General features: G+C 49.5%; 22 protein-coding genes, 2 rRNA genes and 1 pseudogene. 17 read left to right on the top strand and 8 right to left on the bottom strand.

The window, feature by feature from the left end:
- Positions 1 to 153 (top strand): 23S ribosomal RNA (locus CX664_RS19910); the annotation flags it as partial.
- A gap of 140 nt (positions 154 to 293) precedes the next feature.
- Positions 294 to 409: ribosomal RNA gene (gene rrf, locus CX664_RS19915) — 5S ribosomal RNA — on the top strand.
- Between the two features lie 168 nt (positions 410 to 577).
- Here the strand turns inward: rrf and CX664_RS19920 are convergent.
- Both CX664_RS19920 and tenA read right to left on the bottom strand, forming a co-directional pair.
- Positions 578 to 883 carry a hypothetical protein gene (locus tag CX664_RS19920; protein WP_146000172.1) on the bottom strand — a complete coding sequence of 102 codons (306 nt, stop codon included), beginning with the start codon at positions 881 to 883 and terminating at the stop codon, positions 578 to 580.
- 68 nt (positions 884 to 951) lie between these two features.
- Positions 952 to 1,647 carry a thiaminase II gene (gene tenA / locus CX664_RS19925; protein WP_101748452.1) on the bottom strand — a complete coding sequence of 232 codons (696 nt, stop codon included), beginning with the start codon at positions 1,645 to 1,647 and terminating at the stop codon, positions 952 to 954.
- 298 nt (positions 1,648 to 1,945) lie between these two features.
- Between tenA and CX664_RS19930 the strand changes: the two genes are divergently transcribed.
- From CX664_RS19930 to CX664_RS19940, 3 genes are all read left to right on the top strand, one after another.
- Positions 1,946 to 2,908 carry a sulfotransferase domain-containing protein gene (locus tag CX664_RS19930; protein WP_101748432.1) on the top strand — a complete coding sequence of 321 codons (963 nt, stop codon included), beginning with the start codon at positions 1,946 to 1,948 and terminating at the stop codon, positions 2,906 to 2,908.
- Positions 2,909 to 3,051: 143 nt separating this feature from the next.
- The gene (locus tag CX664_RS19935) at positions 3,052 to 3,753 is read left to right on the top strand and encodes an IclR family transcriptional regulator (RefSeq protein ID WP_101748433.1); all 702 of its coding nucleotides are present in this window, start codon (positions 3,052 to 3,054) and stop codon (positions 3,751 to 3,753) included.
- 114 nt (positions 3,754 to 3,867) lie between these two features.
- Entirely contained in the window at positions 3,868 to 4,560 is a 693-nt protein-coding gene (locus CX664_RS19940) for an SDR family oxidoreductase (RefSeq protein ID WP_101748434.1), read from the top strand.
- A 571-nt stretch (positions 4,561 to 5,131) separates the two neighbouring features.
- On the opposite strand, the gene CX664_RS19945 is transcribed toward CX664_RS19940, so the two are convergent.
- The 5 genes from CX664_RS19945 to CX664_RS19965 are packed head-to-tail and all read right to left on the bottom strand — an operon-like array spanning position 5,132 to position 9,801.
- Positions 5,132 to 5,914, bottom strand: a complete 783-nt coding sequence (locus CX664_RS19945; RefSeq protein WP_101748435.1) for an SDR family oxidoreductase — start codon at positions 5,912 to 5,914, stop codon at positions 5,132 to 5,134.
- 20 nt (positions 5,915 to 5,934) lie between these two features.
- Positions 5,935 to 6,648 (bottom strand): histidine phosphatase family protein, encoded by a 714-nt coding sequence (locus tag CX664_RS19950; RefSeq protein WP_101748436.1) that lies wholly within the window; start codon positions 6,646 to 6,648, stop codon positions 5,935 to 5,937.
- A gap of 18 nt (positions 6,649 to 6,666) precedes the next feature.
- Positions 6,667 to 7,743 carry a phosphotransferase family protein gene (locus tag CX664_RS19955; protein ID WP_101748437.1) on the bottom strand — a complete coding sequence of 359 codons (1,077 nt, stop codon included), beginning with the start codon at positions 7,741 to 7,743 and terminating at the stop codon, positions 6,667 to 6,669.
- Complete coding sequence (locus tag CX664_RS19960) at positions 7,740 to 8,561, bottom strand: SDR family oxidoreductase (protein WP_101748438.1); 822 nt, start codon at positions 8,559 to 8,561, stop codon at positions 7,740 to 7,742. The genes CX664_RS19955 and CX664_RS19960 overlap by 4 nt, the downstream gene beginning before the upstream one ends.
- Before the next feature lie 28 nt (positions 8,562 to 8,589).
- Positions 8,590 to 9,801 carry an acyl-CoA dehydrogenase family protein gene (locus CX664_RS19965; RefSeq protein ID WP_101748439.1) on the bottom strand — a complete coding sequence of 404 codons (1,212 nt, stop codon included), beginning with the start codon at positions 9,799 to 9,801 and terminating at the stop codon, positions 8,590 to 8,592.
- 92 nt (positions 9,802 to 9,893) lie between these two features.
- On the opposite strand from CX664_RS19965, the gene CX664_RS19970 reads away from it, so the two are divergent.
- From CX664_RS19970 to CX664_RS19995, 6 genes are all read left to right on the top strand, one after another.
- Positions 9,894 to 10,793: a LysR family transcriptional regulator gene (locus tag CX664_RS19970; protein ID WP_101748440.1), complete on the top strand. Its 900-nt coding sequence runs from the start codon at positions 9,894 to 9,896 to the stop codon at positions 10,791 to 10,793.
- A gap of 125 nt (positions 10,794 to 10,918) precedes the next feature.
- Positions 10,919 to 11,230 (top strand): hypothetical protein, encoded by a 312-nt coding sequence (locus CX664_RS19975; RefSeq protein ID WP_101748441.1) that lies wholly within the window; start codon positions 10,919 to 10,921, stop codon positions 11,228 to 11,230.
- On the top strand, positions 11,217 to 11,735 hold the full coding sequence (locus CX664_RS19980; protein WP_101748442.1) for a hypothetical protein: 519 nt from the start codon (positions 11,217 to 11,219) through the stop codon (positions 11,733 to 11,735). The genes CX664_RS19975 and CX664_RS19980 overlap by 14 nt, the downstream gene beginning before the upstream one ends.
- On the top strand, positions 11,732 to 12,721 hold the full coding sequence (locus CX664_RS19985; RefSeq protein ID WP_101748443.1) for an OmpA family protein: 990 nt from the start codon (positions 11,732 to 11,734) through the stop codon (positions 12,719 to 12,721). The genes CX664_RS19980 and CX664_RS19985 overlap by 4 nt, the downstream gene beginning before the upstream one ends.
- A 56-nt stretch (positions 12,722 to 12,777) precedes the next feature.
- Positions 12,778 to 18,054, top strand: a complete 5,277-nt coding sequence (locus tag CX664_RS19990) for a phospholipase effector Tle1 domain-containing protein (RefSeq protein WP_101748444.1) — start codon at positions 12,778 to 12,780, stop codon at positions 18,052 to 18,054.
- Positions 18,055 to 18,067: 13 nt separating this feature from the next.
- Positions 18,068 to 18,682 (top strand): hypothetical protein, encoded by a 615-nt coding sequence (locus CX664_RS19995; RefSeq protein ID WP_101748445.1) that lies wholly within the window; start codon positions 18,068 to 18,070, stop codon positions 18,680 to 18,682.
- Between the two features lie 48 nt (positions 18,683 to 18,730).
- On the opposite strand, the gene CX664_RS20000 is transcribed toward CX664_RS19995, so the two are convergent.
- Positions 18,731 to 19,450 carry a complement resistance protein TraT gene (locus tag CX664_RS20000; RefSeq protein WP_101748446.1) on the bottom strand — a complete coding sequence of 240 codons (720 nt, stop codon included), beginning with the start codon at positions 19,448 to 19,450 and terminating at the stop codon, positions 18,731 to 18,733.
- Between CX664_RS20000 and CX664_RS28010 the strand changes: the two genes are divergently transcribed.
- The 6 genes and pseudogenes from CX664_RS28010 to CX664_RS27855 all read left to right on the top strand — a co-directional run bounded on the left by CX664_RS28010 (position 19,450) and on the right by CX664_RS27855 (position 25,032).
- Complete coding sequence (locus CX664_RS28010; protein WP_101748447.1) at positions 19,450 to 19,893, top strand: phospholipase effector Tle1 domain-containing protein; 444 nt, start codon at positions 19,450 to 19,452, stop codon at positions 19,891 to 19,893. The two genes, CX664_RS20000 and CX664_RS28010, sit on opposite strands and share 1 nt — an antisense overlap.
- A gap of 18 nt (positions 19,894 to 19,911) precedes the next feature.
- Positions 19,912 to 19,980: pseudogene (locus CX664_RS28295) on the top strand (hypothetical protein); the annotation flags it as partial.
- A 165-nt stretch (positions 19,981 to 20,145) separates the two neighbouring features.
- A complete protein-coding gene (locus CX664_RS27850; RefSeq protein ID WP_276328505.1) occupies positions 20,146 to 22,383 on the top strand; it encodes a phospholipase effector Tle1 domain-containing protein in 2,238 nt (745 codons plus the stop codon).
- A gap of 156 nt (positions 22,384 to 22,539) precedes the next feature.
- A complete protein-coding gene (locus CX664_RS20015) occupies positions 22,540 to 23,010 on the top strand; it encodes a hypothetical protein (protein ID WP_146000173.1) in 471 nt (156 codons plus the stop codon).
- Positions 23,011 to 23,482: 472 nt separating this feature from the next.
- Complete coding sequence (locus tag CX664_RS20020) at positions 23,483 to 24,397, top strand: hypothetical protein (protein WP_101748450.1); 915 nt, start codon at positions 23,483 to 23,485, stop codon at positions 24,395 to 24,397.
- A gap of 44 nt (positions 24,398 to 24,441) precedes the next feature.
- Entirely contained in the window at positions 24,442 to 25,032 is a 591-nt protein-coding gene (locus tag CX664_RS27855) for an RHS repeat-associated core domain-containing protein (RefSeq protein WP_101748451.1), read from the top strand.
- The last annotated feature ends 21 nt before the right edge of the window (positions 25,033 to 25,053 follow it).

Here is a 25,053-nt window from a genome sequence, read left to right on the forward strand (position 1 = left end):
CATCTAAGCGGGAAGCCCCCTTCAAGATGAGACTTCCCTTGCCCCTAGAGGGCACTGAAGAGCCGTTAAAGACTATGACGTTGATAGGTTGGGTGTGTAAGTGCTGTGAGGCATTGAGCTAACCAATACTAATGACTCGTGCGGCTTGACCATATAACGCCAAAGCGATTTGCTGGATACAAGTGTCAAGAGACAAGTATCAAGAAGCCATACGCATAGAGTGTGAAGCAAGAAAACAGCTTATTACCGGATTCCATCTAGAGACTAGTTTCTAGTCTCTAGTATCTAATTAGCCTGGCGACCATAGAAGGTTAGAACCACCTGATCCCATCCCGAACTCAGCAGTGAAATGACCGATCGCCGATGGTAGTGTGGGGTCTCCCCATGTGAGAGTAGGTCATCGCCAGGCACCCAACAGAAAAGCCCAGTTGAGCAATCAACTGGGCTTTTTTTTTGTTTGTGTGCCGGATATGGTGCATATCGTCATCGGCAATTTCCAGCACACCTGGTAGTGGCTGGATGACTTGGTGGTGAGGGCTTTAGCGACACCCTCAAAGCTTTGGAAACAAGATCAGGTTTAAATAGCAGGCTGATCGGGAAGACGACCAATAATCTGTATCAGAATTTCTTCAATCTTGTCGAAACGTCTATCTTGCTGATCAAAGCGTTTGTCCTGTTGATCAAAGCGCTGATCAATCTGTCGGAACTGAGCATTGACCTCTCCCTTCAACTCATTCAGTTCTCTGCGGGTATCCTGCTGCTCTTTGAGAACAAGGGCAACCACTTCATGGGTTGTACTGACAACTTTCACCAAGTCTCGAAAAGCGTGATCCAGTGCTTCCTGCCCCATCTCCAGTTTCTCAACTCTCGATTCAAGATTCACAAGCTTACCTTTATGAGTTGTTGTTCGAGACCTCAGGATAGCAGAGAATGGCGAACTGCCAACGGACGTTAGAATGAGCAGTCCATACCCATCTGCCAGAAGCCGATTTCCAGGCGGGTCGCTTCCCGGAAAGTCTGGCAGAGAGCATCCATTCGGGCGGCGTTATAACGGGACCTGGCCAGCTGCTCCAGCTGCTCGACCTGCTTTCTGGCACCGCCAAGAAATTCTTCACCCCCGTAAGTTTCTATCCAGGCCCAGTAAGGGTTGCCCTCTTTGAGCGTATCCGGGTCGTTCTTTAATCGATACCCGATTTCCGCATAACCCACCGCGCAGGGCGATAACGCCGTGTAAAGATCAAGAATATCACCCGCCATTCCCCGCTCCAGCACATAACGGGTGTATGCCATATTGGCCCGGGCTTCCGGCAGGCTGACCACATCCTTCTCTGTCAGCCCCCACTCCCGACAATAGGCCAGATGCAGCGTCATTTCGCCCAGGATACCGCTTACGGACTCCGATGCAGAACGCATATCTTCCAGGTTATCCGATTTGTAAACCGCCAGTGAGTAAGCCCTGGCAAAGTGAATCAGGAACAGATAATCCTGCTGAAGATAGTGGCGAAAAGAGGCAATTGGCAACGATCCGTCGGCCATTCCCCGGACAAACGGGTGATGGCAGTAGTTATGCCAGTCCTCCTGGCAGGCCGCTTTCATGCGCTCGTAAAGGGTGTTTTCATCGTTAAGAAAAAAGGTATCTGCACTCATGGCCGGACTCCGGGCATCATTATTGATCCGCATCATAACTCACCGTTGCCCGGTTGCACATTTATATACCCTTAACCGTGACTCTGCCAGGCAATACACAATCGATCAGAGCTGAGGTAAGGGTTTGATGGAACAGAGTCTCAGCCTGAAAAAGTTAAGGAACATTTTTGCAGTGAACACGATCAAACTAACCAGATGATCTGAAATCCGCTGTTCAGCTGCTTACTTTCCCGGTTCTGAGGGCCACACCGCCAATTTTGCAGTGCTGCAGCGTCTTGCCACACGAGGTGAATGAATAATGCAAACCAACATGTCTTACGCTTCATCAACGATTACCATGCTTAGCCCCGTGAATGTCTCCGATGAAATAAGAAAGGCAGGGCAAGAGGATATTGTTTTTATCCATACGCCGAAAACCGGGGGGACCAACATTGCCTGTCTGATGAAAGCCATCGGTGCTGATTCAGGCAGCGTATTTAATCATCGCTGCTCCGTTATGCGGCAAGAGGGTGTTTCCCCCAATCTTTTCAAGCCTGGTGGAATGGGCGGTTATCCCTCTCCGGAAGCGCTGGAAAACCTTAAAGCACAACATTCACCCCGATTTATCAGTGGCCATATGCCAACGGGCCTGATCGAGGAAGGTGGTTTACAGGGACGATATATCTCATTAGTTCGGGAGCCGGTAGCAAGAGCCGTGTCCTCCCTCAATTTTGATTATCAACGGGGTTACCTTGCCAAAGAGGATGTTGCAACTTATGCCGGTTCCACCATGATTGATAATTTACAAACCCGGCTGATCGCCGGGAAAGATCATATGGATGGTGAATGCACAGAAGACACTTATCGTGCAGCCACTCAAAAAATAAACGACGAATTTCTACTGGTAGCACCGACAGAAGCTGTCGACGCAGTGACGTCAGTGGTTGCTCGTCTGTACGGTGAGGAAAAAGTGGCTACTGCCCGCTTTCAGGTGACCGGCAATAAGCTCTATGATGAAAAATCTCCGCCAGAACACCTTAAATCCATTTTAATCGGGCGTAATCAGTTTGATACCCGGCTTTATAAGCATGTAGTCAAAGAGTGGGAGAATTTTACCAATCACCATGTTACTGGGGGACAGGCCGGTAATGAAGAAAGCCCCTACCTGACCTTGCCGCCAGACATGTTAACGACGAAAGCATGGAAAAGACTGACAGCCCATGAGATTAACGAGCACAACCAAAAAGCAGGCGGTTCACTGCTGCGTTTTCAACAAAAGTAAGGGTTGTTTTCAAAGCCTCAACAGGTGGCGGATTATGCCCCACCTTGTCGTATATAATTCCCCCGTAAGAAGTTCACTGCTGACCATCTTTATCCTGCCGCGTCACCGATGGACAATGCCTGAAAAATGATCAGGAAACTCTGATGTACAAAGAGCCAAAACGAATTCAGTCGGTTGAGCGAAGTTTCGCTATTCTTGAGGCCCTGTCCCGGCATCCCGGGCCATTAACTCTGCAGCAGGTCAGTGAGGCGGTTGAGCTGAACAAGACCACGGTTCACGGCCTGCTGGCGACCATGAGCGAGCTGGGGTATGTCTTGCGCAGCAAACAAGGTTATTCCCTGGGGCTGAGATTTCGTGAGTTGTCCAGACCACTGGAGCAAAAAGACGAAGCCATTCGACGGCATTTCAGTGCCTTGCTGATGAAAATGGCACAGCTCACAGATAACACCGCCTATCTGGCCGTGCCCAGTGGTGCTCAGGAATATCTCTACCTTGATGCGGTTGAAGGCGGCCATTCACTGACCATTCGCAGCCCTCGTGGCAAACGTGAAGGTTTGACCACATCGGCGATCGGCAAGGTGTTTCTTGCGTTTGACCATGAATTACTGCGTCGTCTGCGCCTGCTGGGACAAGTCCCCAGGGCGCTGGAAAAGGAGCTCCAGTGGGTAGCACAACACAACTATGCCCTGGATCTGGAAGAGGCGCAGGCCGGATTAAACTGTCTCGCCATCCCCCTCTACCTGAACGGGGAGTTTGTTGCCGTTGCCGGGATCAGCGGCGTTGCCGGGGAGTTAACCAGGGCTCGCCTGGTGCATTTTGCCCTACAGTTTCTGACCACTAAATAGTAGAGGCACTTAATTTGATAATGTCGAATCTTGTGCACTTTCTTGGCAACTTCCACCTTTTTGTCCTTATCAGCGCATACACTTAACAGTTTCATTGAATCTCAGGAACTGCTTATGTCTGTTGTTTTGATTACCGGTGCCAACCGTGGTCTGGGCTTGGAGTTTGTCCGCCAGTATGCGACGAAAGGCTGGCAGGTATTAGCAACTTGTCGTTCACCACAGTCAGCAAGTGCACTGAACGAACTGGCAACTGCACACGCTACTGTCCAGGTATTACCGCTGGATGTGACCAAAGAGGCAGATATCAATGCCCTGGCTACCAGCCTGAATGGTCAGGTTATCGATCACCTTATCCTCAATGCCGGTGTACTGGGGTCAGACTGCGCGACACTGGGTGAGATGACCCAGGCGAAATGGCTGGAAGTGCTCACCATCAACACCGTTGCTCCGGCACTGCTTATTCAGGCGCTGCAGGACAATGTGGCAGCCAGTGAACATAAGACCATTGTCGGTATTTCTACCCGGGTTGCCAGTCTGGGGGATAATAGCTCCGGCAATATGTACAGTTACCGTGCATCAAAAGCAGCCTTGAACCAGATTCTGGTATCGGCGGCACAAAACCTGCGCAACCAGCAGGTGAAAACCCTGGCTATTCATCCGGGCTGGGTACAAACCGATATGGGCGGTAAGGATGCCACGTTCCCGGCAGAGCAGAGTGTTGCCGGTATTATCAAGGTCACTGAAAACCTGACCTTGGAAGAGTCCGGCAGCTTTCGTGTATTCGATGGTTCCAGTATTGAGTGGTGATCGGCCCCACAACCCGGCACTATTCCCTGTCTTGTCGGCTTAAGCTAACACTGCTGAGTTGACAGCTTTCACGACGAGAGACCTAAAAAGGCCGACAGTTATTGTCGGCCTTTTTATTAATCAGGAACCTTTGACAGGGAAAGCCTATTGCCTCTCCACTCAGCAGACGATTGCTGACTATATCGAGCAACATTGCCGTGAGGACGACTCTATTGTATTGGCGCAAGCTTCGATGGCACTAGTTCATGGTTTCAATGAGTTTGACGTGTACAATCTCCGTTCACCCTGAGCGGAGTCGAAGGGTGCTTGGCACGATATATCAGAGTCCGGAGTTTCCGCCCTTCTACAGGCTCAGGACGAACGGAGTGCGGAGGCACAACAACCCGTCAAACTCATTGAAACCATGTACTAGCGGTCAAGCGTTTACCTGAAGCATTGCAGCATAAAGTGCTGACCAGCCCTGCACTGTGCATCCAATATTTAATTGCTCAACTTGCCGGGGAATAAATCGATGGCTTTCTTATCGTTTAACTTCAGAGGTAACTATCCTGCCAGAGAGAAAAAAGAAGATTTAAACGGTTAAATACCCGCCATCCACATTTATGCAGGCACCCGTTGTGTAACTGGAAGCGTCAGACACCAGGTAAAGAACAGTTCCCGCCATTTCTTCAGGTGCGGCGCTGCGATTCATGGGAATATGCGTCAATGCCTGTTTCAGAATTGCCGGATTGCCCGTCAATGCTGAGGCAAACTTTGTTTCAGTCAAACCCGGCAATAAGGCGTTTACCCGGATATTCAGCCCGGCACACTCTTTGGCAAAGGCTTTGGTCATGGAGATAACCGCTGCTTTGGTAACCGAGTAAATACCCTGCATATGCCCGGGCACAACACCATTGACAGAAGCAACATTAACAATATTACCACCGTCATTTTTGCGCATGATTTTTCCGGCCTCTGCACACATAAAGAAGTAGCCACGAACATTAACGTCTACTGTCTTTTGAAAGGCCGCCAGATCAGTATCAAGAATATGACCGAAGTAAGGGTTGGCTGCTGCATTATTGACCAGAATATCCAGCTGACCATGTTTTGCCTTGATCGACTCAAACAGGGCGGTGATCTGATCCATATCACCGATATGACAGGGGATAGCTTCGGCAGAGCCGCCGCTGTCACGAATACTGCTACAAACGGCTTCACTGCTATCCAACTTGCGGCTGGAAACAATCACATGGGCACCCTGTTCTGCCAGCAGTCTGGCAATCGCTTCACCAATGCCCCGGCTGGCACCAGTCACCAGTGCAATTTTTCCTTTCAGGTTGAACAGATCTTTTTGGGGTTCGTTGGTTGTCATAAGAAGTCTCTTTATTGTTTTTATATGCGGGTGAGCAACGCTTTTTCACCTTTTACTTCAAGGTGTGAATAATTGTTGAAACCATGCAGGCTCAGTTTACCGTTGCGCTCAGAGATAGCTGTAATGGATGTATTGTGAATCTGTCGGTTAATACGAAACATCTCAGTATCCGGACAGTTCAACAGTTGCAGTATAATCACGGAGATCACGCCACCTGAGCTGACCAGCACAGCGGAATCATTTTGTGCCATCTGACGGGTCGACTGATGAAGTACCTCTATCGTCCGGGATTTAAAGGTATGCCAGGACTCCTGGTATTCATTGTCATAATCACCAGACATCCAGCGAAACAGTGCCGCACGATAGGCGTCAAAGAAAGCCTGTTTAGGATTAGCCGCCCGGGCAAAAGCCAGGTCCATTTGTGCCCGATCAGTAAAATCGGGGTTCGCCGCCAGCATCAAGTCACCGGAATCCAGCTCATCCAGTCCGGGAAAGGTGATATCCGCGCACAACGAAAGGTACCCGCTTTGCGACATCCCTTGATGGATGCCAGCCAGCGTCTGTTGTTGTCGCAGCAAGGTGCCGGAGCCTGACAATTGAAATGACTTGCCCAGTGTTTGTGCCAACCACTCGCCAGTAATAACCGCCTGACGTTCACCCAGCGGGGAAAGACAGTCATAGTCGTGCTGCCCAAATGATGCCTGACCGTGTCGAGTTAAATAAATGGTAGCCATTGTTCTTTTTATCCGGGGCTAGAGTGATGACTGGCTGATCAACCGCAGGCAGCGTTGCTCCAGATACGCTATCGCCATAGGAAACATGGCAAAACGTTGATCCCTGGTCTGGCCATGATGAAAGCGGTAGTATATCTGCTGCATAATCACTGCCAGCCGGAATAAGCCGTAAACTTCGTAGAAATCAAACGTCTTCAGTTCAATATTATTCTGCTCACAGTACCAATCGACCACTTCTTTGCGCGTCAGCATACCCGCAATATTCGTTGGCTGACGGCGGAACATTTGCATTTGTGGTTCATCATCCGCTTCGATCCAGTAGGCAAGGCTATTACCCAGATCCATCAATGGGTCACCCAGTGTGCACATCTCCCAGTCCAGCACACCAATAACTTCAGTTGGGTTGTCCGGGTTCAAGACCACATTGTCGAACCGGAAGTCATTGTGAATCAGACAGGTGCCAGCATCTTCAGGTTGCTTACTGTCGAGCCAGCTCATCACTTGTTCAAAGTCGGGTACATTGTCGGTGATCGCCTTACGATAACGGCCACTCCAGCCGTCGATCTGACGTTGCACGTATCCGGAACCTTTACCCAGACTGCTCAGACCGGTCTTTTCAATATCGATGTTGTGCAATTCACTGAACTTTTGCAGAACATTGATACACAACTGTCGACCTTCCTGCTCCGATAGCGCCATCCCTTTTGGCAGGTTATTGCGTGGAATAATGCCATTCAGGCGCTCCATCAAATAGAAATCACACCCCAGAACACTCTGTTCTTCACAAAAGGCCACCATTTTGGGTACCGGGTAATGATCCTGCAAAGCAGACATCACACGATATTCACGACTCATATCGTGGGCAGAAGCCGCTTTTACACCAAAAGGCGGGCGTCTGAGAATCCATTCTTTCTCGCCTTTGGAAACCAGGTAAGTCAGATTGGAAGCACCGCCGGGGTATTGCTCAACCTTAAGGTCACCGGCAATATCAGGAAACATCCTATTCAGATAGGCATCCAGCGCCACCCTATCCAGCTCCTCTCCAGATCGAACCGTTCCCGGCTGATCAACAAATCCTGCACTTTCACTGGTCATAGCTTCACACCCTGTTTTTTTAAATTCTTCTTATACCCTTTGCTCACCAGTGCTTTGAACAGCGATGGCAGGTGACGCTTGATGCGCCACAGTGTGCGCCCCTCGCGATGGGGCAAGACATAAAATGTCTTATTCTGAACCGCATTGAAGATATCATTGGCCACATCTTCAGCGGTGATGTTGGAACTGGCCAGTAGCTTATCCACCACCTTTTTCATTTCAGCATCACCGGATCGAAAAGACTCGGCAAGGTTGGTCTGAAAAAATCCAGGGCAAACCACTGACGTATGAATACCAAAAGGTTCCAGCTCGATCCTGATGGTTTCTGACAGGCCCACCACTGCACTTTTGGTGGCGTTATAACTGGACATCATCGGCGCATTCACCAAACCGGCAAGCGAAGCAATATTGACAATATGGCCACAGCGCTGCTGCTTAAACAGTGGCGTAATGGTTTTACAACCTCTGGCAACACCCAGCAGGTTAATGTCCAGGATCCACTGCCAATCTTCCATGGAGGACGTTTCAATACGACCACCGGCTGCCACACCGGCATTATTCACCAGCACACCGATATAGCCCCAGCGCTGCATGGCGCTGGCAATCATGGCTTCTACATCCTGGTCACTGGTGACATCACAGCGGGTGAAATAGGCATCGGCACCCAGGGCTTTCAGGGCTTCGACCGTTTTATTGCCTGGCTTCTGATTGATATCAGCGACACAAACCGAATAACCTGCACGGGCAAAGCGCTCACAAGTTGCACGGCCAAGGCCGCTGGCACCGCCGGTCACAATTATTGTTTTTATAGGCGACATGCCTTTATCCTATTTGTTATTTTTCGTGTTATCGATACTTCATCAGTTCAAACCTGGCAATCAACCCACGATGCACTTCATCTGGTCCGTCCGCTAAACGCAGCACCCTTGCCATTGCCAGCATACGGGTTAACGGGAAATCATCGGAAAGACCACCACCGCCGTGCATCTGAATAGCCGCATCAACCACCTGCTGGGCAACGTTGGGGGCCACCACCTTGATCTGGGACACTTCACTCATTGCGCCCATTATGCCTTTTGTATCCATGAGCCATGCCGCTTTCAGAGTGAGCAACCGGGCCTGTTCAATACCGATCCGGGCATTGGCAATCACATCAGGATTGCCATTCAACTTCACCAAAGGCTTACCAAACGCCTTGCGGCTCAGGCCCCGCTCACACAACAGTTTGAGTGCTTTTTCTGCAGAGCCAATCAAACGCATGCAATGATGGATACGACCCGGCCCGAGACGTCCCTGGGCAATTTCAAACCCCCGGCCCGGGCCACCAATAAAGGCAGACAGCGGTAACCGTACATCAGTAAACGACACTTCACCATGACCAAATGGCGCATCGTAGTCACCCATGACACTTAACATGCGCTCGATTTTGATACCGGGCGTAGCCAAAGGCACCAGCACCATAGCATGACGGTGATGTCGATCGGCATCAGGGTTGGAAATGCCCATAAAGATAACGAACTTGCAGTTAGGGTGGCCTATTCCGCTGCTCCACCATTTACGACCATTCAATACTATCTCATCACCCTCAACGACACAGGTGGCACCCATATTGGTTGCATCACTGGAGGCAACCTCTGGTTCGGTCATACAGAACGCAGAACGAATTTCCCCGGCCAGCAACGGTTTAAGCCATTGCTCTTTTTGCTCCTCACTGCCGTATTTCCAGAGCACTTCGGCATTGCCGGTATCCGGCGCGTTACAGTTAAAGACCTCCGGTGCCATCAAGCTCCAGCCAGTGGCCTCGGCGATAGGTGCATACTCAGTATTGGTAAGTCCTGCGCCCCATTCATCACAGGGCAGAAACATATTCCAGAGCCCTGCACTGCGAGCCTGTCTTTTTAACTCTTCAACGATTTCCGGTTGCTGCCACTCAGAGTGGTCTGCGGAGGTGGACAACGCCTGATGATACGCTTCTTCTGCTGGCAGTACTTTGTCGTTCATGAATGCCTGAGTGCGCTTGAGAAAATCCTGCGCTTTGGCGGAATGGGAAAAATCCATGAAAGCCTCGCTGTTATTGTTATTGCCCTCTATGCTGCTGTAGATGATAATCACGATCAAATGAATAGTTTTGATGAATAACTATAAATATCATGCATATATCAAGACTTGACCTTAATCTTCTAAGAGTGCTCGAAGCCATTGCCGTTGCCGGCTCAATTACCGGTGCCGCAGGACGGCTCAACCTTACCCAGCCCGCCGTCAGCCACGCCTTAAACCGGCTTCGGGAGCAGTTGGACGATCCACTGTTTATCCGTGAAGGACGGGGCCTCCAGCCTTCTTCATACACCCGGGAAATTCTACCGGAATTGCGCACCGTCCTTGGCGACCTGGAGCGCGTGCTGGCACCGAGAGATGACTTTGTTCCAGCCACCAGTAAGTTGTCATTTACTATGGCCATTCATAAGGCAATGGAAACTGTTGTGCTGCCACCATTAATGATGGCATTACAGCAGCAGGCTCCGGGTATCTCGATCCATAGTGTGAAACTTGATCGTCACCATGTGGAAAAGGAGTTAAGAGCAGGCAGTATTGACCTTGCCATTGACGTGCTTCTGCCGGTGGGCCGCCAAATCGAATATACCTTGCTGCAGAAAACCCCGATGGTTGTCGTTGCCCGAAAAAATCACAGCCGTATCTTCAAACAGCTGACCATGAAAGAGTATTTGAAGGAGAAACACATTCTGGTGTCCTCCCGCCGGGAAGGGCCTGGTTATGAAGATCAGCAATTGGCCAGCCTGGAAAAACGACGCTCAATCGCCCTTCGTTTGAGGGACTACCAGGTAGGCTGTCAGGTGGCTTCCTGCTCAGACTTATTGCTGACCCTGCCGCAGGATTACGCTCAACAATTGTCTCAGGATATGGGACTGCAAATTCTTCCACTGCCCTATGAACTGCCATCGGTCAGTGCCTATCTTTACTGGTACTCCATCAGAAGTGCATCGCCCTCACTGCAATGGCTCAGAGGGCTATTAAATGAGCCTCGTCAGTAAAATCTGTGAGCTAATTCTGGTTCAATGAGCTGGAGTCCTGTTCGGGCAGCAGTTGTCCGTTCTCCCGGTACGGTGGAAAATTTCGACTGGCACAGGAGTCTGTTTATCAGATTCCGGTAGAGAATATGGATGCCCGGGACCAGACCATGCAGGACATTGATGGGGTCGATGTGGATTTGCAGGACGCCAACCTGCTGGGTATTCGCAGTCGTTACTGCTATGACATGGAGGTGCCTGTGGCGAACTTTATCATATGGCGGACTCTGCAGGTGAGCCAGGGGGCTTCACAAGATTGGTTGGCCTGCCAGGCATTAGCAAGGCTTTTTGGGGAAAATCGTTTTATGATTCCCTTGACCGGGCGCAGTGTGGTGCGAATGCAGACCGACTTTCGATGTGAAAATAATGAAACCAAAGGTGTCGATTGTGAGAATTTATAAAACCGCTTGTCTTCTGTTTTTACTGTCGTCCACGGCTGTGATGGCCTTTGATGTGGATAAGGTTATAGAGCATCAGGATGCGCTCTTGAATGAGCTAGAGCCTTTTCAGGAATTGCAGAACCAGCATATTGATAAAGAGACCGAGAAAATGATAGCCAGTCCCGGTTACCGCCCCAATATGGATCTGGGATCAGTCAGGGAAGCCACTATCAGAATTGTTGGACAAATGATTACCACTCGTGAGCAGGCTGTGGCCGATGCCATGGCTTCAGTGGACCGGTCATCTTGCAGGGAAGCTATTACTGACTATAGGAATACGACACTGGCTAATTTGAAATCGGTCTATCAGGACTATGTCGACAACAAGGAAAAGGCGAAGGTGTCGGGTAATCTCAATGTCGTCCAGGCTCATGCTGTGGATTCGGGCAAACTGCATGCCGGGCCACTACTGGGATGTGGTGAGTATTGGATACCCGCTCCGCCGACCGGGGGGAAATCAGGATGAAATCACTTTATAAAAAACTGGGAAGTGTAGCCCTGGGGGGATTTGCTGCTTTAACATTTGCTGCTATTTCCCCTGTTATGGCCTCTCCTGCAACGCACCCCCTGGTTAAGGCATTTCCAGAGTCCACAGTGTTCCAGAAGGACGTCAAAAAATATGACCGGGTCGAACTGGTCGCCGGGCCGGTGGATTATCTCAAAGGGGACAATGAAGGTTATCTGGCTTCCCTGAAACTGGAGGCTCTGGGTGAATCACGGGTCTGGATCAATGACCACAGTATGAGTGACTCGGCGGTGCATCTGTACCAGGAGATGCTGGATCGTTTGGCAAAAGACCACTTTGAAGTTGTTTATCGGTGCGAACAGATACAATGCGGTGACCTGACTGCCTGGCAACTTTATCTTTCTGAACAGCTTGAGGGTGACGAGTCCAGTCAGCACTATGTTCTGGCCAGGCAGGCGGGTAGCAAGGGGAGCCAGTGGCTGGTTCAGTTTTATGTCATCGACCTGGATGGGGAGCCCAGGAGCTACCTTCGGATACTGGATGCCAGCACCCGACCGCAGCTGAAACTGGCCTTCAATCACCGACTTCTGACACTGGATAAGCAATATCCCACAGTTGCCCTGCTGGATAATATCCCCGACATCCTGTTCGAGTCAGGGATGGCTGAATTGAATGAGAACGCTAACGATTACCTGCTCAGGCTGAAGCATGAGCTGATTGAGTCAGGCGCTACCCGGCTCACCATAGCAGGTCACACCGACAGTGTGGGCACAGAGGAAGACAATGAACGGCTTTCTGAGTCACGTGCCAGAGCAGTGGAACAAGTACTGACACGTGATAACGCCCTGGCAGGTTTAACGATTAATGTTGAGCACTACGGAGAAGAGCAGCCTGTTGCAGATAACCGCCAGACTGAAGGGCGAAAACAGAATCGGCGGGTGACCATTGAGTACCAGCAGCCCTTGAAAACGTCAGCTATCAATTAGTTTGGGTGCTTAAAAATAACAGAAGAATCATAAAAAGATAATACAGGGATGTAGAGATGTCAGGTCATCAGTTTTTAAAGAAACCTAACCCTCGTCGAATGATTGGCGCAGCTATGGCGGAGTATATGCCAATCCTTGGCATTGGCCTGATCACTGCGATGGCCGGTTACCAGCAGTACGGCGATGTCATCACTGACCATATAGGTGATATGGCGCAGGAGATGGCTTCCAACTATTACCAGGGCTGGTTCTATCCGGAAGGAACTCCGGGACTGGCAGCTCCCGGGGGCAGTGGCAGGCATAAAGATAGCGGTGGGCCGGATGATTCTGATGGGAGTGGCGGTGATGGTTCCGACGGGGATGGTGGTGATACTCAGCCTGGTGATGGAAATGTACCACCCATAGACGATCTGTTTCCTGACCCGGGTGGAGGCGGTGGTGGCGGTATGTGTCTTGGGCCAGGGGGCGGTGATCCGGGTTACTTTTATCCTCTGGGAGGTTCTTCACAAGGGGGTGTGTCCACCGCGCCCACTTATACGGTGGCGGGCAACCCTATTGACTTTGGTACGGGTAACAAGTTCCAGGTTGAGTCTGACTTTCAGCATTATGGCGAAACGCCCCTTAAATTCGAGCGCTATTACAACAGCCGACAAAGTAATAAGTTAACCAGTCTGGGCCATGGCTGGCGACACAGTTACCAGCGGCAGCTTTCAGATCTGGTTGATCTGGAAGGGCAAATATCCGATACCTACCGCAAGATAGTTCGTGACGACGGCTCTGTTTATCTGTTCCGCCTTGAACAGGATCGCTGGATCGGTCAGGGGGTCGTGGATCAGCTGGAAAAAACAGAAAGCGGCTGGCGTTACATCACCTTGAACCAGATCATTGAAACCTATAATGAAGCTGGCCAGCTACAATCTGTCAAATACCCTAACGGCGTTATTCATCAACTGACATATAAAAATAACCAGCTGGTTTCAGTATCAGACAGCCGTGGCGACCAACTGACGTTTAATTACGAAGGCCATAGCGAAAAACCATGGCTCAGCCGGGTTGAACTGCCCAATAATACTGTTCTGCGTTTTCAGTACAGTGAAAAAGGCAACCTCAAGGGATTCCAACGACTGGGTGACAGCATCTGGTCACAAGTTGCAGCGCTCTGGCAGCACAATACCGCAACCTATCATTACGAGAATCAACAGCTCAACCATGCCCTGACCGGCATTACCGACGCGGAAGGTAAGCGCTATGCCACCTGGGGCTATGATGATCTCGGTCGTGCAAATCTTAGTGAACATGGTAATGGCGTTGAACGACTGACCTTTGACTACAGAAGTGACGGCACGGTAGCCATGACCAATGCAGCCGGTCTGGTGACTGTTTTTCATTTGGAAGCAGCACGGCCCGGTTATCGCAGGTTGGTCAGGGTGGACGGTAAGGCAACACCGACCTGTCCGGAAGTTCGCCAGGATCATCAATATAATGAACAGGGCTACCTGCGTCTGGCGGTAGATGCCGAAGGCAGTGCCACAGAATACCAGCGCAACCAGAGAGGCCTGGTGACCCGGCAGGATAACGGTCTGACTCGTCAGCAAGGGCAGTGGTTACCCGTAGAAGGCACTTCCCGCGTTGAAAGACGCTGGCATAACACTTTACCACTGGTGACCGAAGAAATCCTGAGTCGTTACCACCAGGGACGTTGGCAGAGTTATCGCAAGGCCGACTTTCAATACAACGACGCGGGAAGGCTGCTGAGTCGTATTGAAACCGACCTGACACAACAGACCCTGCCCTATTCCACCTATGGTGATCAGCGCCACTGGGCATATAGCTATACCTTCGATAAGCAAAATGTCGGACAGATTGCCACTCTGGCGATCAACGGCCCCAGAAAGCCCCTGGCTGATGGCTCGGACGATATCACCACCTACCGCTTTAACGACCGTGGACTGCTGGAGAAAGTCGTCAACCCGCTGGGGCATACCATCACCATTGACCAGTACAACAGTGATGGCCAGCCCACCCAGGCGACATTGGCGAACGACCTGAAAATCACCCTGGACTACAACGCTCTGGGTCAAACCACCGGAATCACCCGGCGGGGTCAATCGGGCAAACTGTCAGAGACCACGGAAATGGATTATGACCGCAACGGCCTGGTGACCCGGCTGACCTTGCCCGATGGCAGCTGGCAGTCATTCGACTATAACGACGCTCGACAAATCATTGAAATCCGCAACAACTGGGGCGAGCGCATTAACCTGGAGCCATCCAGAGTCAGTGGTGAATGGACTGCCCAACTGGTATACGACAGCAAAGGAAACCTGATCCGTCAGAGTGAGCGGGCGCTGGATTCCCTGGGCAGAGTGATCAAACTGCTGGGACAGCATGGGCAGGAAGTGGTGCTTGCCTATAACAAACTGGGGAATGTTCTGACCACGACCGAAGCCGGGAAAGACGAAAAGCGCATCACTCGCAATGATTACAATGCCATCAGTCAATTGACCCAGGTGATAGACGCCATGAACGGCTCTACCCGGTTTGAATATGGTCAGACGGGTGGCATCAGTGAAGTGGTGGCGGCCAACGGTGCGGTTACCCGTTATCGTTACAATGGCTTTGGTGACACCATTCAGGTAGATAGCCCAGATACCGGAGTGATCGTCTACGACTATGACAGCGCCGGGAACAAGATCCGGGCGGGTTCTGGCCATCTGAGACGTTCCATCGTTGCTGAAAATGCTGCTGAAAATGCTGCTGAACATGTGACAGGAACGAGCATTCAGTTTAAATACGACCTGCTGAATCGTCTGGTGGCTATCGATTATCCAGGCACAGGGTCGGATATCCGCTACCAGTACGACCAGACAGACGATGTTCATGGTAATGGTACAGGGCAGTTGACCTCTATTGAAGATGGCAGTGGCAAGATTGCATATGGCTACGATGACTTTGGCAATACCCTCACGGATCGCCGCAGCTTTGAGTTGAATGATCAGTCTTACGTCTACACACTGAGCTATCAGTATGGCAAGGCGAGTAAGTTGCTGGGAGTCACCTATCCCAACGGGCAACAGTTGAACTACCGCTATGATACGAATCGTCTGAAGGGTATTGAGACACAACTGGCAGGAGTCCAAAAGACTTTAGTAGATAAGGTAAAGCATCAGTCATTCAGTGGTGTCAGTGGCTGGCGGTACGGCAATGGCCTGTGGATGGACAGAAGCTTTGATGCCGACGGTCGGCTCTCGGCCTTGATGCTGGCATCATCCAGCCAGCCCAAACCAGGTCAGACACTTTGGGAACAGGTTTATGGCTACGATGCCTTTGACAGTATTAAAACCATCCAGCTGGATGATGGCAGTGAACGACATTTTAAGTACGATGCACTGTCACGCTTGACTGCCGAACTGGATAGCCGGGTCAGCGACGAGCAGTTTTACCAATACGACAAAGCTGGAAACCGGACAGAGCACAGAATGGGAGAACCAGGACAAAAACCCGCCATCTGGAGCGCAGACTACCTGGCCAATAGCAACCGACTGCAATCTTATGGCAGCACCCAGGTCTTGCTCAGTGGGTCAGGCAGTACCCTGGTCGAAACCTCAGCGGCCAGGGATCGAAGGCATATCTATAACCGCCGGAACCAGATAGTAGCGACCTACATCAACTTCCAGCTAACAGGCACTTACGCCTATAACGCACTGGGTCAGCGTACCCATAAAATGACGCCTTCTACCGATGCTGCCGAAGACCCGATACATACCGTTTACCATTACGGCCTCAGTGGTCAGTTGATGGCGGAAACCCGGATCGATAGCCAGACAGGGAAAGAGACTCACAAAAACTACTTGTGGATGAACCGGGTGCCGGTAGCAATGACAATGACGGGTGATTCTAAAGGTCAACAAATCACCTATCTTCATACGGATCATCTGAACACCCCCAGAAAGGCGACCAATGACCAGCAAACCATTGTCTGGCAATGGAACAGCGATGCTTTTGGGATGGGTCTGGCCAACCAAGACCCGGACGGTGATGGCAAGGAGACGGAAATCAACCTGCGCTTCGCAGGCCAGTACTACGACCATGAAAGCGGTTTGTTCTACAACTATCACCGTTACTACGACCCGGAAACGGGGCGATACAGCCAGAGTGATCCCATAGGGTTGAGAGGCGGTATCAATACCTATGCCTATGTGAACAGTAATCCGCTGGTCAGCACTGATCCATTAGGGCTGTTTTTGTTTGCTTTTGATGGGACGGGGATGGATAGGGATAATCAGGAAAAGGGTGAAACGTTAACGAATGTTGCATTGTTCCAAGATTATTACAATGAAGCAAATGGGGGTGATGGTGCATCCTTTTATCAACCTGGTGTAGGAACCAGTGGCGGTATTGACGGGATTATTGGAGGAGGGTTCGGCTATGGTGCTCGAAGTAGGGTCGATGCAGCTTTAGATGTGCTAGATAGATTGATTGAAGAAGATAACCCTTTTTTCTCCGATGGACTCATTGATATCGTGGGCTTCAGTAGGGGAGCAGCAATTGCGCGTGAATTTAGTAATGATGTCTATGAACGTATTGATAGTGGCTATTACGACAATCTTTATGCTGAACAGAGTCCAGACCGGGATCTTTGTACTCCACTACCCACAGTAAAAGTTCGTTTTATGGGAATATTCGATACAGTTGGGTCTTTGGGGTACCCAGGTGACCCTGATAATGGAGATTTTGATTTAACTACTGATTCACGAATTGACCATGTTGCCCATGCTGTTGCTCTCAATGAGCATAGAAATGCCTTCTCTTTATCATCCGTAGAACGAGATGAACATAATGCGGGTAGTTCCGGTAATATCGTAGAGCAAGGCTTTATTGGTGCCCATACCGATGTTGGAGGTGGGTATGGCAAAAGTGACGAGCACCCTGGGAGTGACTTATCTGACGTACCTTTGCAGTGGATGTATCGTCAAGCAGTGAGTGCAGGAGTTGAGCTGGGTGATTTAAAAAATGAGCATTTGCTGGTAGACAACCCTGTGCTCCACGATGAAAGAACCGGAAGCATTCTGTATCCAGACAAGGATGATAGAAAGATTTTTTATGAAAATGATCCTGACTGGGAGCTGGCAGAGTGTCAAAGTGCATTCCAATGCCGTTTCTGGACACCCCCTGAAACACAGAGGCAGAAAACTGCACCACAGTTTCCGAACCTTGATCACATGATAATCGAAAATCCGGGCGGTAATGAGGGTAATGTACGTGGGTCTATTGATATGTCTCAGTATCAGAAGTGGCTTAAAAAGTCTCTAAATATCACGATTAACATTTAAGGTTGAAACCCCAATGAGTAAATGTGCGAAAAGGGTTTGTTGGTTCATTGGAGGGGGATTGCTTGCCGTAGTTGTATGGGTTGGCTGGAGCATGATCTCGCTTCAGCTGCCTGGCTTTAAGTTCCAAAATAGTACATATGAGCCTTTGAGTGTTTTTCGTGTTATAGACAATCACAATTACACTATTGCGATGCAAAGAACAAACGCATTCCGTCCTGGTGACCATAAGAGTATTGGGGGGCCTGTCTCCAGAGTACCATCTTATTTAATTGTGACATTTGGTGATGAGAAAAATCAGCAGAAAAGTAAGCTCGATATTAGTGAGAGCTTGCCTTGGAAAGTCTGGTTGCAACTGACATTTATGCCTTGGCGATACACTGCTGAGTTTACAGTGAATGTACTGCCAGAAGAGGTGAATTTGAGTTGGATTTTAAAAGATAAGTCTAACAAGCTTAAAGCATTAGCATGTGGAGGATGGTTGATTGATCGTTATCGAATGGATGTAATCGATAAGTTTAAACACTACAGGTTTAGTGACATCAGTCCTCGTGAGCATGTGTTATGCAATCCTCTTTCCTATATAGGGTTTGAACGTAAGCGAATAGAGGCTGAGCTGAGTAAAAAATGAAATGGTAAAAGCTTGCGCCACTCCATACCTCATGAAGTGGCGCAACTCTTACAACAGACCCGAAATAGAATTCGAAAGCCCTTTCTTAAGCTCAGGCAAAGCTTCCTCAAATTTCAGATTGACCTTGTTGGCGGTAGAAACAACCCGGGTCTGGTATTTCTTCCGCTCGCCCACTTCACTGTACTGAACCTGGGTGGAGCCGCTGTTGCCCTGCTTCAGGCTATGAGTGCTATTGCTGGAAACACTGCCTCTGGCTTTTTCCGAGAGCTGGATATCGGTGATCAGGGAATAGGTCACATCCTTGACCAGGCTGTTTGCGACCATCTCGGCAGCCCCTCCAAGAAAGCCTCCGACGGTGGCCGCTGTGCCACTTCCGCCCAATTCATAACCGGCAGCTGCGCCAATAAAGACACTGCCATAGCCGCCTGCCAGGACACGCTCGGCAGCAGCCGGATCGGTTTTACCCGCTTGCAGAATATTCACCTGCAGAAGGTAATGAGCGGCATCCGGATCATCCAGAAGCTTGTAGCCTTTACTCTGGATATTGTTGGTGATGGCATCGGTGATTTGCAGCTGTTGCCTGTCAGAGGTATTCCTGATCTGGATAAAGACCGTCTTTTTACTGGCTGATACCGGATCAAGGAAGATGGTGTCGGACATCTGGGTCTGAACATCCAGGTCTTTCTTCTCCAGGGCCACCTGGGTGGCGGCGCAGCCGTACAGGGTAGAGGCGAGAAGTACAATACTGATTACTTTTACAGCTTTCATTGCAGAGACAACCGCATAATTTTCTTGAGATTTTTAAGGTTATTGATGAGTTTGATGATACTGAGAGCAAGTCTTACATCAACGATGATGGCCTGGATATTCCTAAAATACTATCGGACCAGCAATATTCAGAGTCTAGAGATAAAGTCAATCGTGCACTTAATCGACTGGATAGATTGGTAGCAGATGACACATGGGATAGAAATATTGATATTGTTGGTTTCAGTCGTGGAGCTTCAATAGCACGTGAATTCTCAAATGAAATTTTTGATACTGTAGGATCAATAGGGTTACCTGGGAATCATGTCAATATTGGTTATGCCTTCAGAGTGGATAGCAGAATAGGGCATGTGGCTCACGCAGTAGCATTAAATGAACACAGAGCATTATTCCCACTCACTTCAGTTTCACCAGTCGAAGGTGCTTCTTTGACTTCTGGCTAAATTGTAGAGCAGGGCTTCATAGGAGATCATTCCGATATTGGTGGAGGTTGGAAAGAAGGTGATTTATCCGACATCCCTCTTCAGTGGATGGTTCAGCAGGCAGAGTCTGCTGGTGTGTCAATGGGAGATCTCGATGATGAGTATAAAACAGTCGAAAATCCATTGATCCACGACAAAAGAGGTTTCTTGGCCCGTGGGGACAGGGATATTTATTATCCAAATGATCCAAATTTTATACCAGTGCAGAATGGTTTGGATACGAATCGTCTGGAAGCTATTAAGACACAACTGGCAGGAGTCCAAAAGCCTTTAGTAGATAAGGTGAAGCATCAGTCATTCAGTGGTGTCAGTAGCTGGCGATACGGCAATGGCCTGTGGATGGACAGAGACTTTGATGCCGACGGGCGGCTCTCGGCCTCGATGCTGGCATCATCCAGCCAGCCCACACCGGATCAGACACTTTGGGAACAGGTTTATGGTTATAATGCCTTTGACAGTATTAAAACCATCCGGCTGGACGATGACAGTGAACGACATTTTAAGTACGATGCACTGTCACGCTTGACCACAGAACTGGATAGCCGGGTCAGCGATGAGCAGTTTTACCAATACGACAAAGCTGGAAACCGGACCGAACACAGAATGGGAGAACCAGGACAAAAACCCGCCATCTGGAGCGCAGACTACCTGGCCAACAGCAACCGACTGCAATCTTATGGCAGCACCCAGGTCTTGCTCAGTGGGTCAGGCAGTACCCTGGTCGAAACCTCAGCGGCCAGGGATCGAAGGCATATCTATAACCGCCGGAACCAGATAGTAGCGACCTACATCAACTTCCAGCTAACAGGCACTTACGCCTATAACGCACTGGGCCAGCGCACCCATAAAATGACGCCTTCTACCGATGCTGCCGAAGACCCGATACATACCGTTTACCATTACGGCCTCAGTGGTCAGTTGATGGCGGAAACCCGGATCGATAGCCAGACAGGGAAAGAGACCCACAAAAACTACCTGTGGATGAACCGGGTGCCGGTAGCAATGACAATGACGGATGATTCTAAAGGTCAACAAATCACCTACCTTCATACGGATCATCTGAATACTCCCAGAAAAGCGACCAATGACCAGCAAACCATTGTCTGGCAGTGGCAAAGCGATGCTTTTGGGATGGGTCTGGTCAATCCAGACCCGGACGGCGATGGCAAGGATACGGAAATCAACCTGCGTTTCGCAGGCCAGTACTACGACCAGGAAAGTGGCCTGTTCTATAACTACCACCGTTACTACGACCCGGAAACCGGGCGCTACAGCCAGAGTGATCCCATAGGATTGAGAGGCGGTATCAATACCTATGCCTATGTGAACAGTAATCCGCTGGTCAGTACTGATCCATTGGGACTGTTTTTGTTTGCTTTTGATGGGACGGGGATGGACAGGGATAATCTGGAAAAGGGGGAAACTTTAACGAATGTTGCATTGTTTCAGGATTATTACAATGCAGCAAACGGCGGGAAAGATGCATCATTTTACCAGCGTGGTGTGGGAACCGATGGTACATTAACTGATGAAATATTGGGGGGTGGGTTCGGTCATAAAGCTCGTGAACGGGTCGGTAATGCTCTGGACTTTTTAGATCAATTAATCGAAAAAAATAATCCTTTTTTCTCTGGAATTATCGATATTGTAGGGTTCAGTCGCGGAGCAGCCATAGCACGTGAGTTCAGTAATGATGTATTTGAACGTATTGACAATGGTCATTATGATCGCCTCTTTGCAGCAAGAGACCCAGACAGGGATCTTTGCACCCCGCTACCCTCAATAAAAATACGCTTTATGGGGTTATTCGATACAGTAGGCTCTATAGGCGTGCCAGGCGACCCTGATAATGGTGATTTTGATCTCACTACAGATTCTCGAATAGATCGGGTCGCCCAGGCCGTTGCGTTGAATGAGCATCGTGATGAATTTTCATTATCTTCTGTAGAGCGTGATGAGCGTAATGCCGGTAGTGACAGTAAAGTCATTGAGCAAGGATTTATTGGCGCACATACCGATGTCGGAGGAGGTTATGCGGATGGAGACCTTTCAGATGCTCCACTCCAGTGGATGTTTATGCAAGCTAAAAGTGCGAGGCTGAGTTTAGGCGAGTTAAATGCGGAGCATGTTTTGATAGACAGACCTGTCCTTCATGATGAAAGAACCGCTGACAGTGCTTTGGCACGGCTTTTATATAAAAATGACAAAGACAGAAACATCTTTTATGAGAATGACCCGGATTGGAGGCCTGGTTGTAGGGGCCGGGCTGAGTGCAGAAACTGGACGACGCCTGCAACACGACGCCAGAAAACGGCTCCACAATTTCCTGAACTGAATCGAATGGTCATAGAAGATATGGATGACAGTAACGGAGAAATTCGTGGCAGTGTTGATATGGCTCAGTACCAGAAGTGGCTTAAAGAAAATCTAAATGTAATCGTTGAGATCTGAGGGTAAGCTGTGCGGTTGTGCTTAAAGGTAACAGGACTGCTTCTTGGAATTGGAGTGCTTATTCTGCTGCTATGGATTGGATGGAACATTATTTCATATCAGTCATTTGTCTATAACTTTCAGAACAGTACATATGAGCCAATGAGTGTCTTCCGAGTGGAAGATGACCAAGGTTATGTGATTGCGATGCAACGTACAGATACTTTTCATCCTGGGGAGCGCAAAAGCATAGGAGGCATAGATTCCGGAATGCCCTTGTACTTATTAATCAGCTCTGGGAGTGAAGAGAAAAAACGACAAAGCAAACTTTATGTTAGTAAAGATTTACCTCTAAAGGTATGGTTCAAATTGACTTTCATTCCATGGCGCTACAGAGCAGAATTTATTGTGAGTGTGTTACCAGAAGGAAGGGCTGGTTTGAGTTGGATCTTAAAGGATAATACAAATAATCGTAGAAAGTTAGCATGTGGAGGCTGGCTGGTTGATCGTTATCGAATGGATGTAGTAGAGGAGTTTAAAAATTTCCGGTTTGATGAAGATCATCCTCGTGAGCACGTATTGTGCAATCCTCTTGCTTATACAGAATCTGAACGTCTTCGAATAGAGTCTGAGCTGAGTAAAAAATGAAATGGTAAAAGCTTGCGCCACTCCATGCCTCATGAAGTGGCGCGACTGCTTACAACAAACCCGAAATAGAATTCGAAAGCCCCTTCTTCAGCTCAGGCAAAGCTTCCTCAAATAGAAAATAGGACACCCTTATATTTGACAAACAAGCTAGCTAGGAGCCTGTCCGAGAATAGACTGCCCTACTGCGGTGGCAGCAAATTGGTCTAAAAATTCCGTTTTGTTCGGCAAATAGCCCCGCTATTCACCTCACAAAACGGAATTTTTATCCTCAATTTTCTGCCATCCTCGCTACGGGCGCTATTCTCGGACAGCCTCTTAGAAGCCATGAAAACTTTTGCTCGGGAAATGGGGCAGCAATGGGTACAGGGGTTGTTTACCTGTAGTCGTTTATTTCATAGCGTAAGCTGATTGTCCGACTTTTCCGTTGTTATTTGTTGCTCCTGTCATCTGGGGAGCTCTGTTATTTCTAACTGTGACAGGAACGAGCATTCAGTTTAAATACGACCTGCTGAATCGTCTGGTGGCTATCGATTATCCAGGCACAGGGTCGGATATCCGCTACCAGTACGACCAGACAGACGGTGTTCATGGTAATGGTACAGGTCAGTTGACCTCTATTGAAGATGGCAGTGGCAAGATTGAATACGGCTACGATGACTTTGGCAATACCCTCACGGATCGCCGCAGCTTTGAGTTGAATGATCAGTCTTACGTCTACACACTGAGCTATCAGTATGGCAAGGCAGGCCAGTTGCTGGGGGTCACCTATCCCAATAGCCAACAGTTAAACTACCGCTATGATACAAATCGTCTGAAGGGTATTGAGACCCAACTGGCAGGAGTCCAAAAGACTTTAGTAGATAAGGTGAAGCATCAGTCATTCAGTGGTGTCAGTGGCTGGCGATACGGCAATGGCCTGTGGATGGACAGAAGCTTTGATGCCGACGGGCGGCTCTCGGCCTTGATGCTGGCATCATCCAGCCAGCCCACACCGGATCAGACACTTTGGGAACAGGTTTATGGTTATGATGCCTTTGACAGTATTAAAACCATCCGGCTGGACGATGACAGTGAACGACATTTTAAGTACGATGCACTGTCACGCCTGACTGCCGAACTGGATAGCCGGGTCAGCGACGAGCAGTTTTACCAATACGACAAAGCTGGAAACCGGACCGAACACAGAATGGGAGAACCAGGACAAAAACCCGCCATCTGGAGCGCAGACTACCTGGCCAACAGCAACCGACTGCAATCTTATGGCAGCCCCCAGGTCTTGCTCAGTGGGTCAGGCAGTACCCTGGTCGAAACCTCAGCGGCCAGGGATCGAAGGCATATCTATAACCGCCGGAACCAGATAGTAGCGCCTACATCAACTTCCAGCTAACAGGCACTTACGCCTATAACGCACTGGGCCAGCGCACCCATAAAATGACGCCTTCTACCGATGCTGCCGAAGACCCGATACATACCGTTTACCATTACGGCCTCAGTGGCCAGTTGATGGCGGAAACCCGGATCGATTGCCAGACAGGGAAAGAGACCCACAAAAACTACCTGTGGATGAACCGGGTGCCGGTAGCAATGGCAGATGACTCTATAGGTCAACAGATCACCTATCTTCATACGGATCATCTGAACACCCCCAGAAAGGCGACCAATGACCAGCAAACCATTGTCTGGCAATGGCAAAGCGATGCTTTTGGGATGGGGCAGGCCAATCCGGACCCGGACGGTGATGGCAAGGAGACGGAAATCAACCTGCGCTTCGCAGGCCAGTACTACGACCATGAAAGCGGCCTGTTCTACAACTATCACCGTTACTACGACCCGGAAACGGGGCGATACAGCCAGAGTGATCCCATAGGGTTGAGAGGTGGCATCAATACCTATGCCTATGTGAACAGTAATCCGCTGGTCAGCACTGATCCATTAGGGCTGTTTTTGTTTGCTTTTGATGGGACGGGGATGGACAGGGATAATCTGGAAAAGGGTGAAACTTTAAGGCTCCTCGTCCTTTAGTGTGGATTTCCTTATGAAATA

Source organism: Endozoicomonas acroporae (assembly GCF_002864045.1).
GTDB lineage: Bacteria > Pseudomonadota > Gammaproteobacteria > Pseudomonadales > Endozoicomonadaceae > Endozoicomonas > Endozoicomonas acroporae.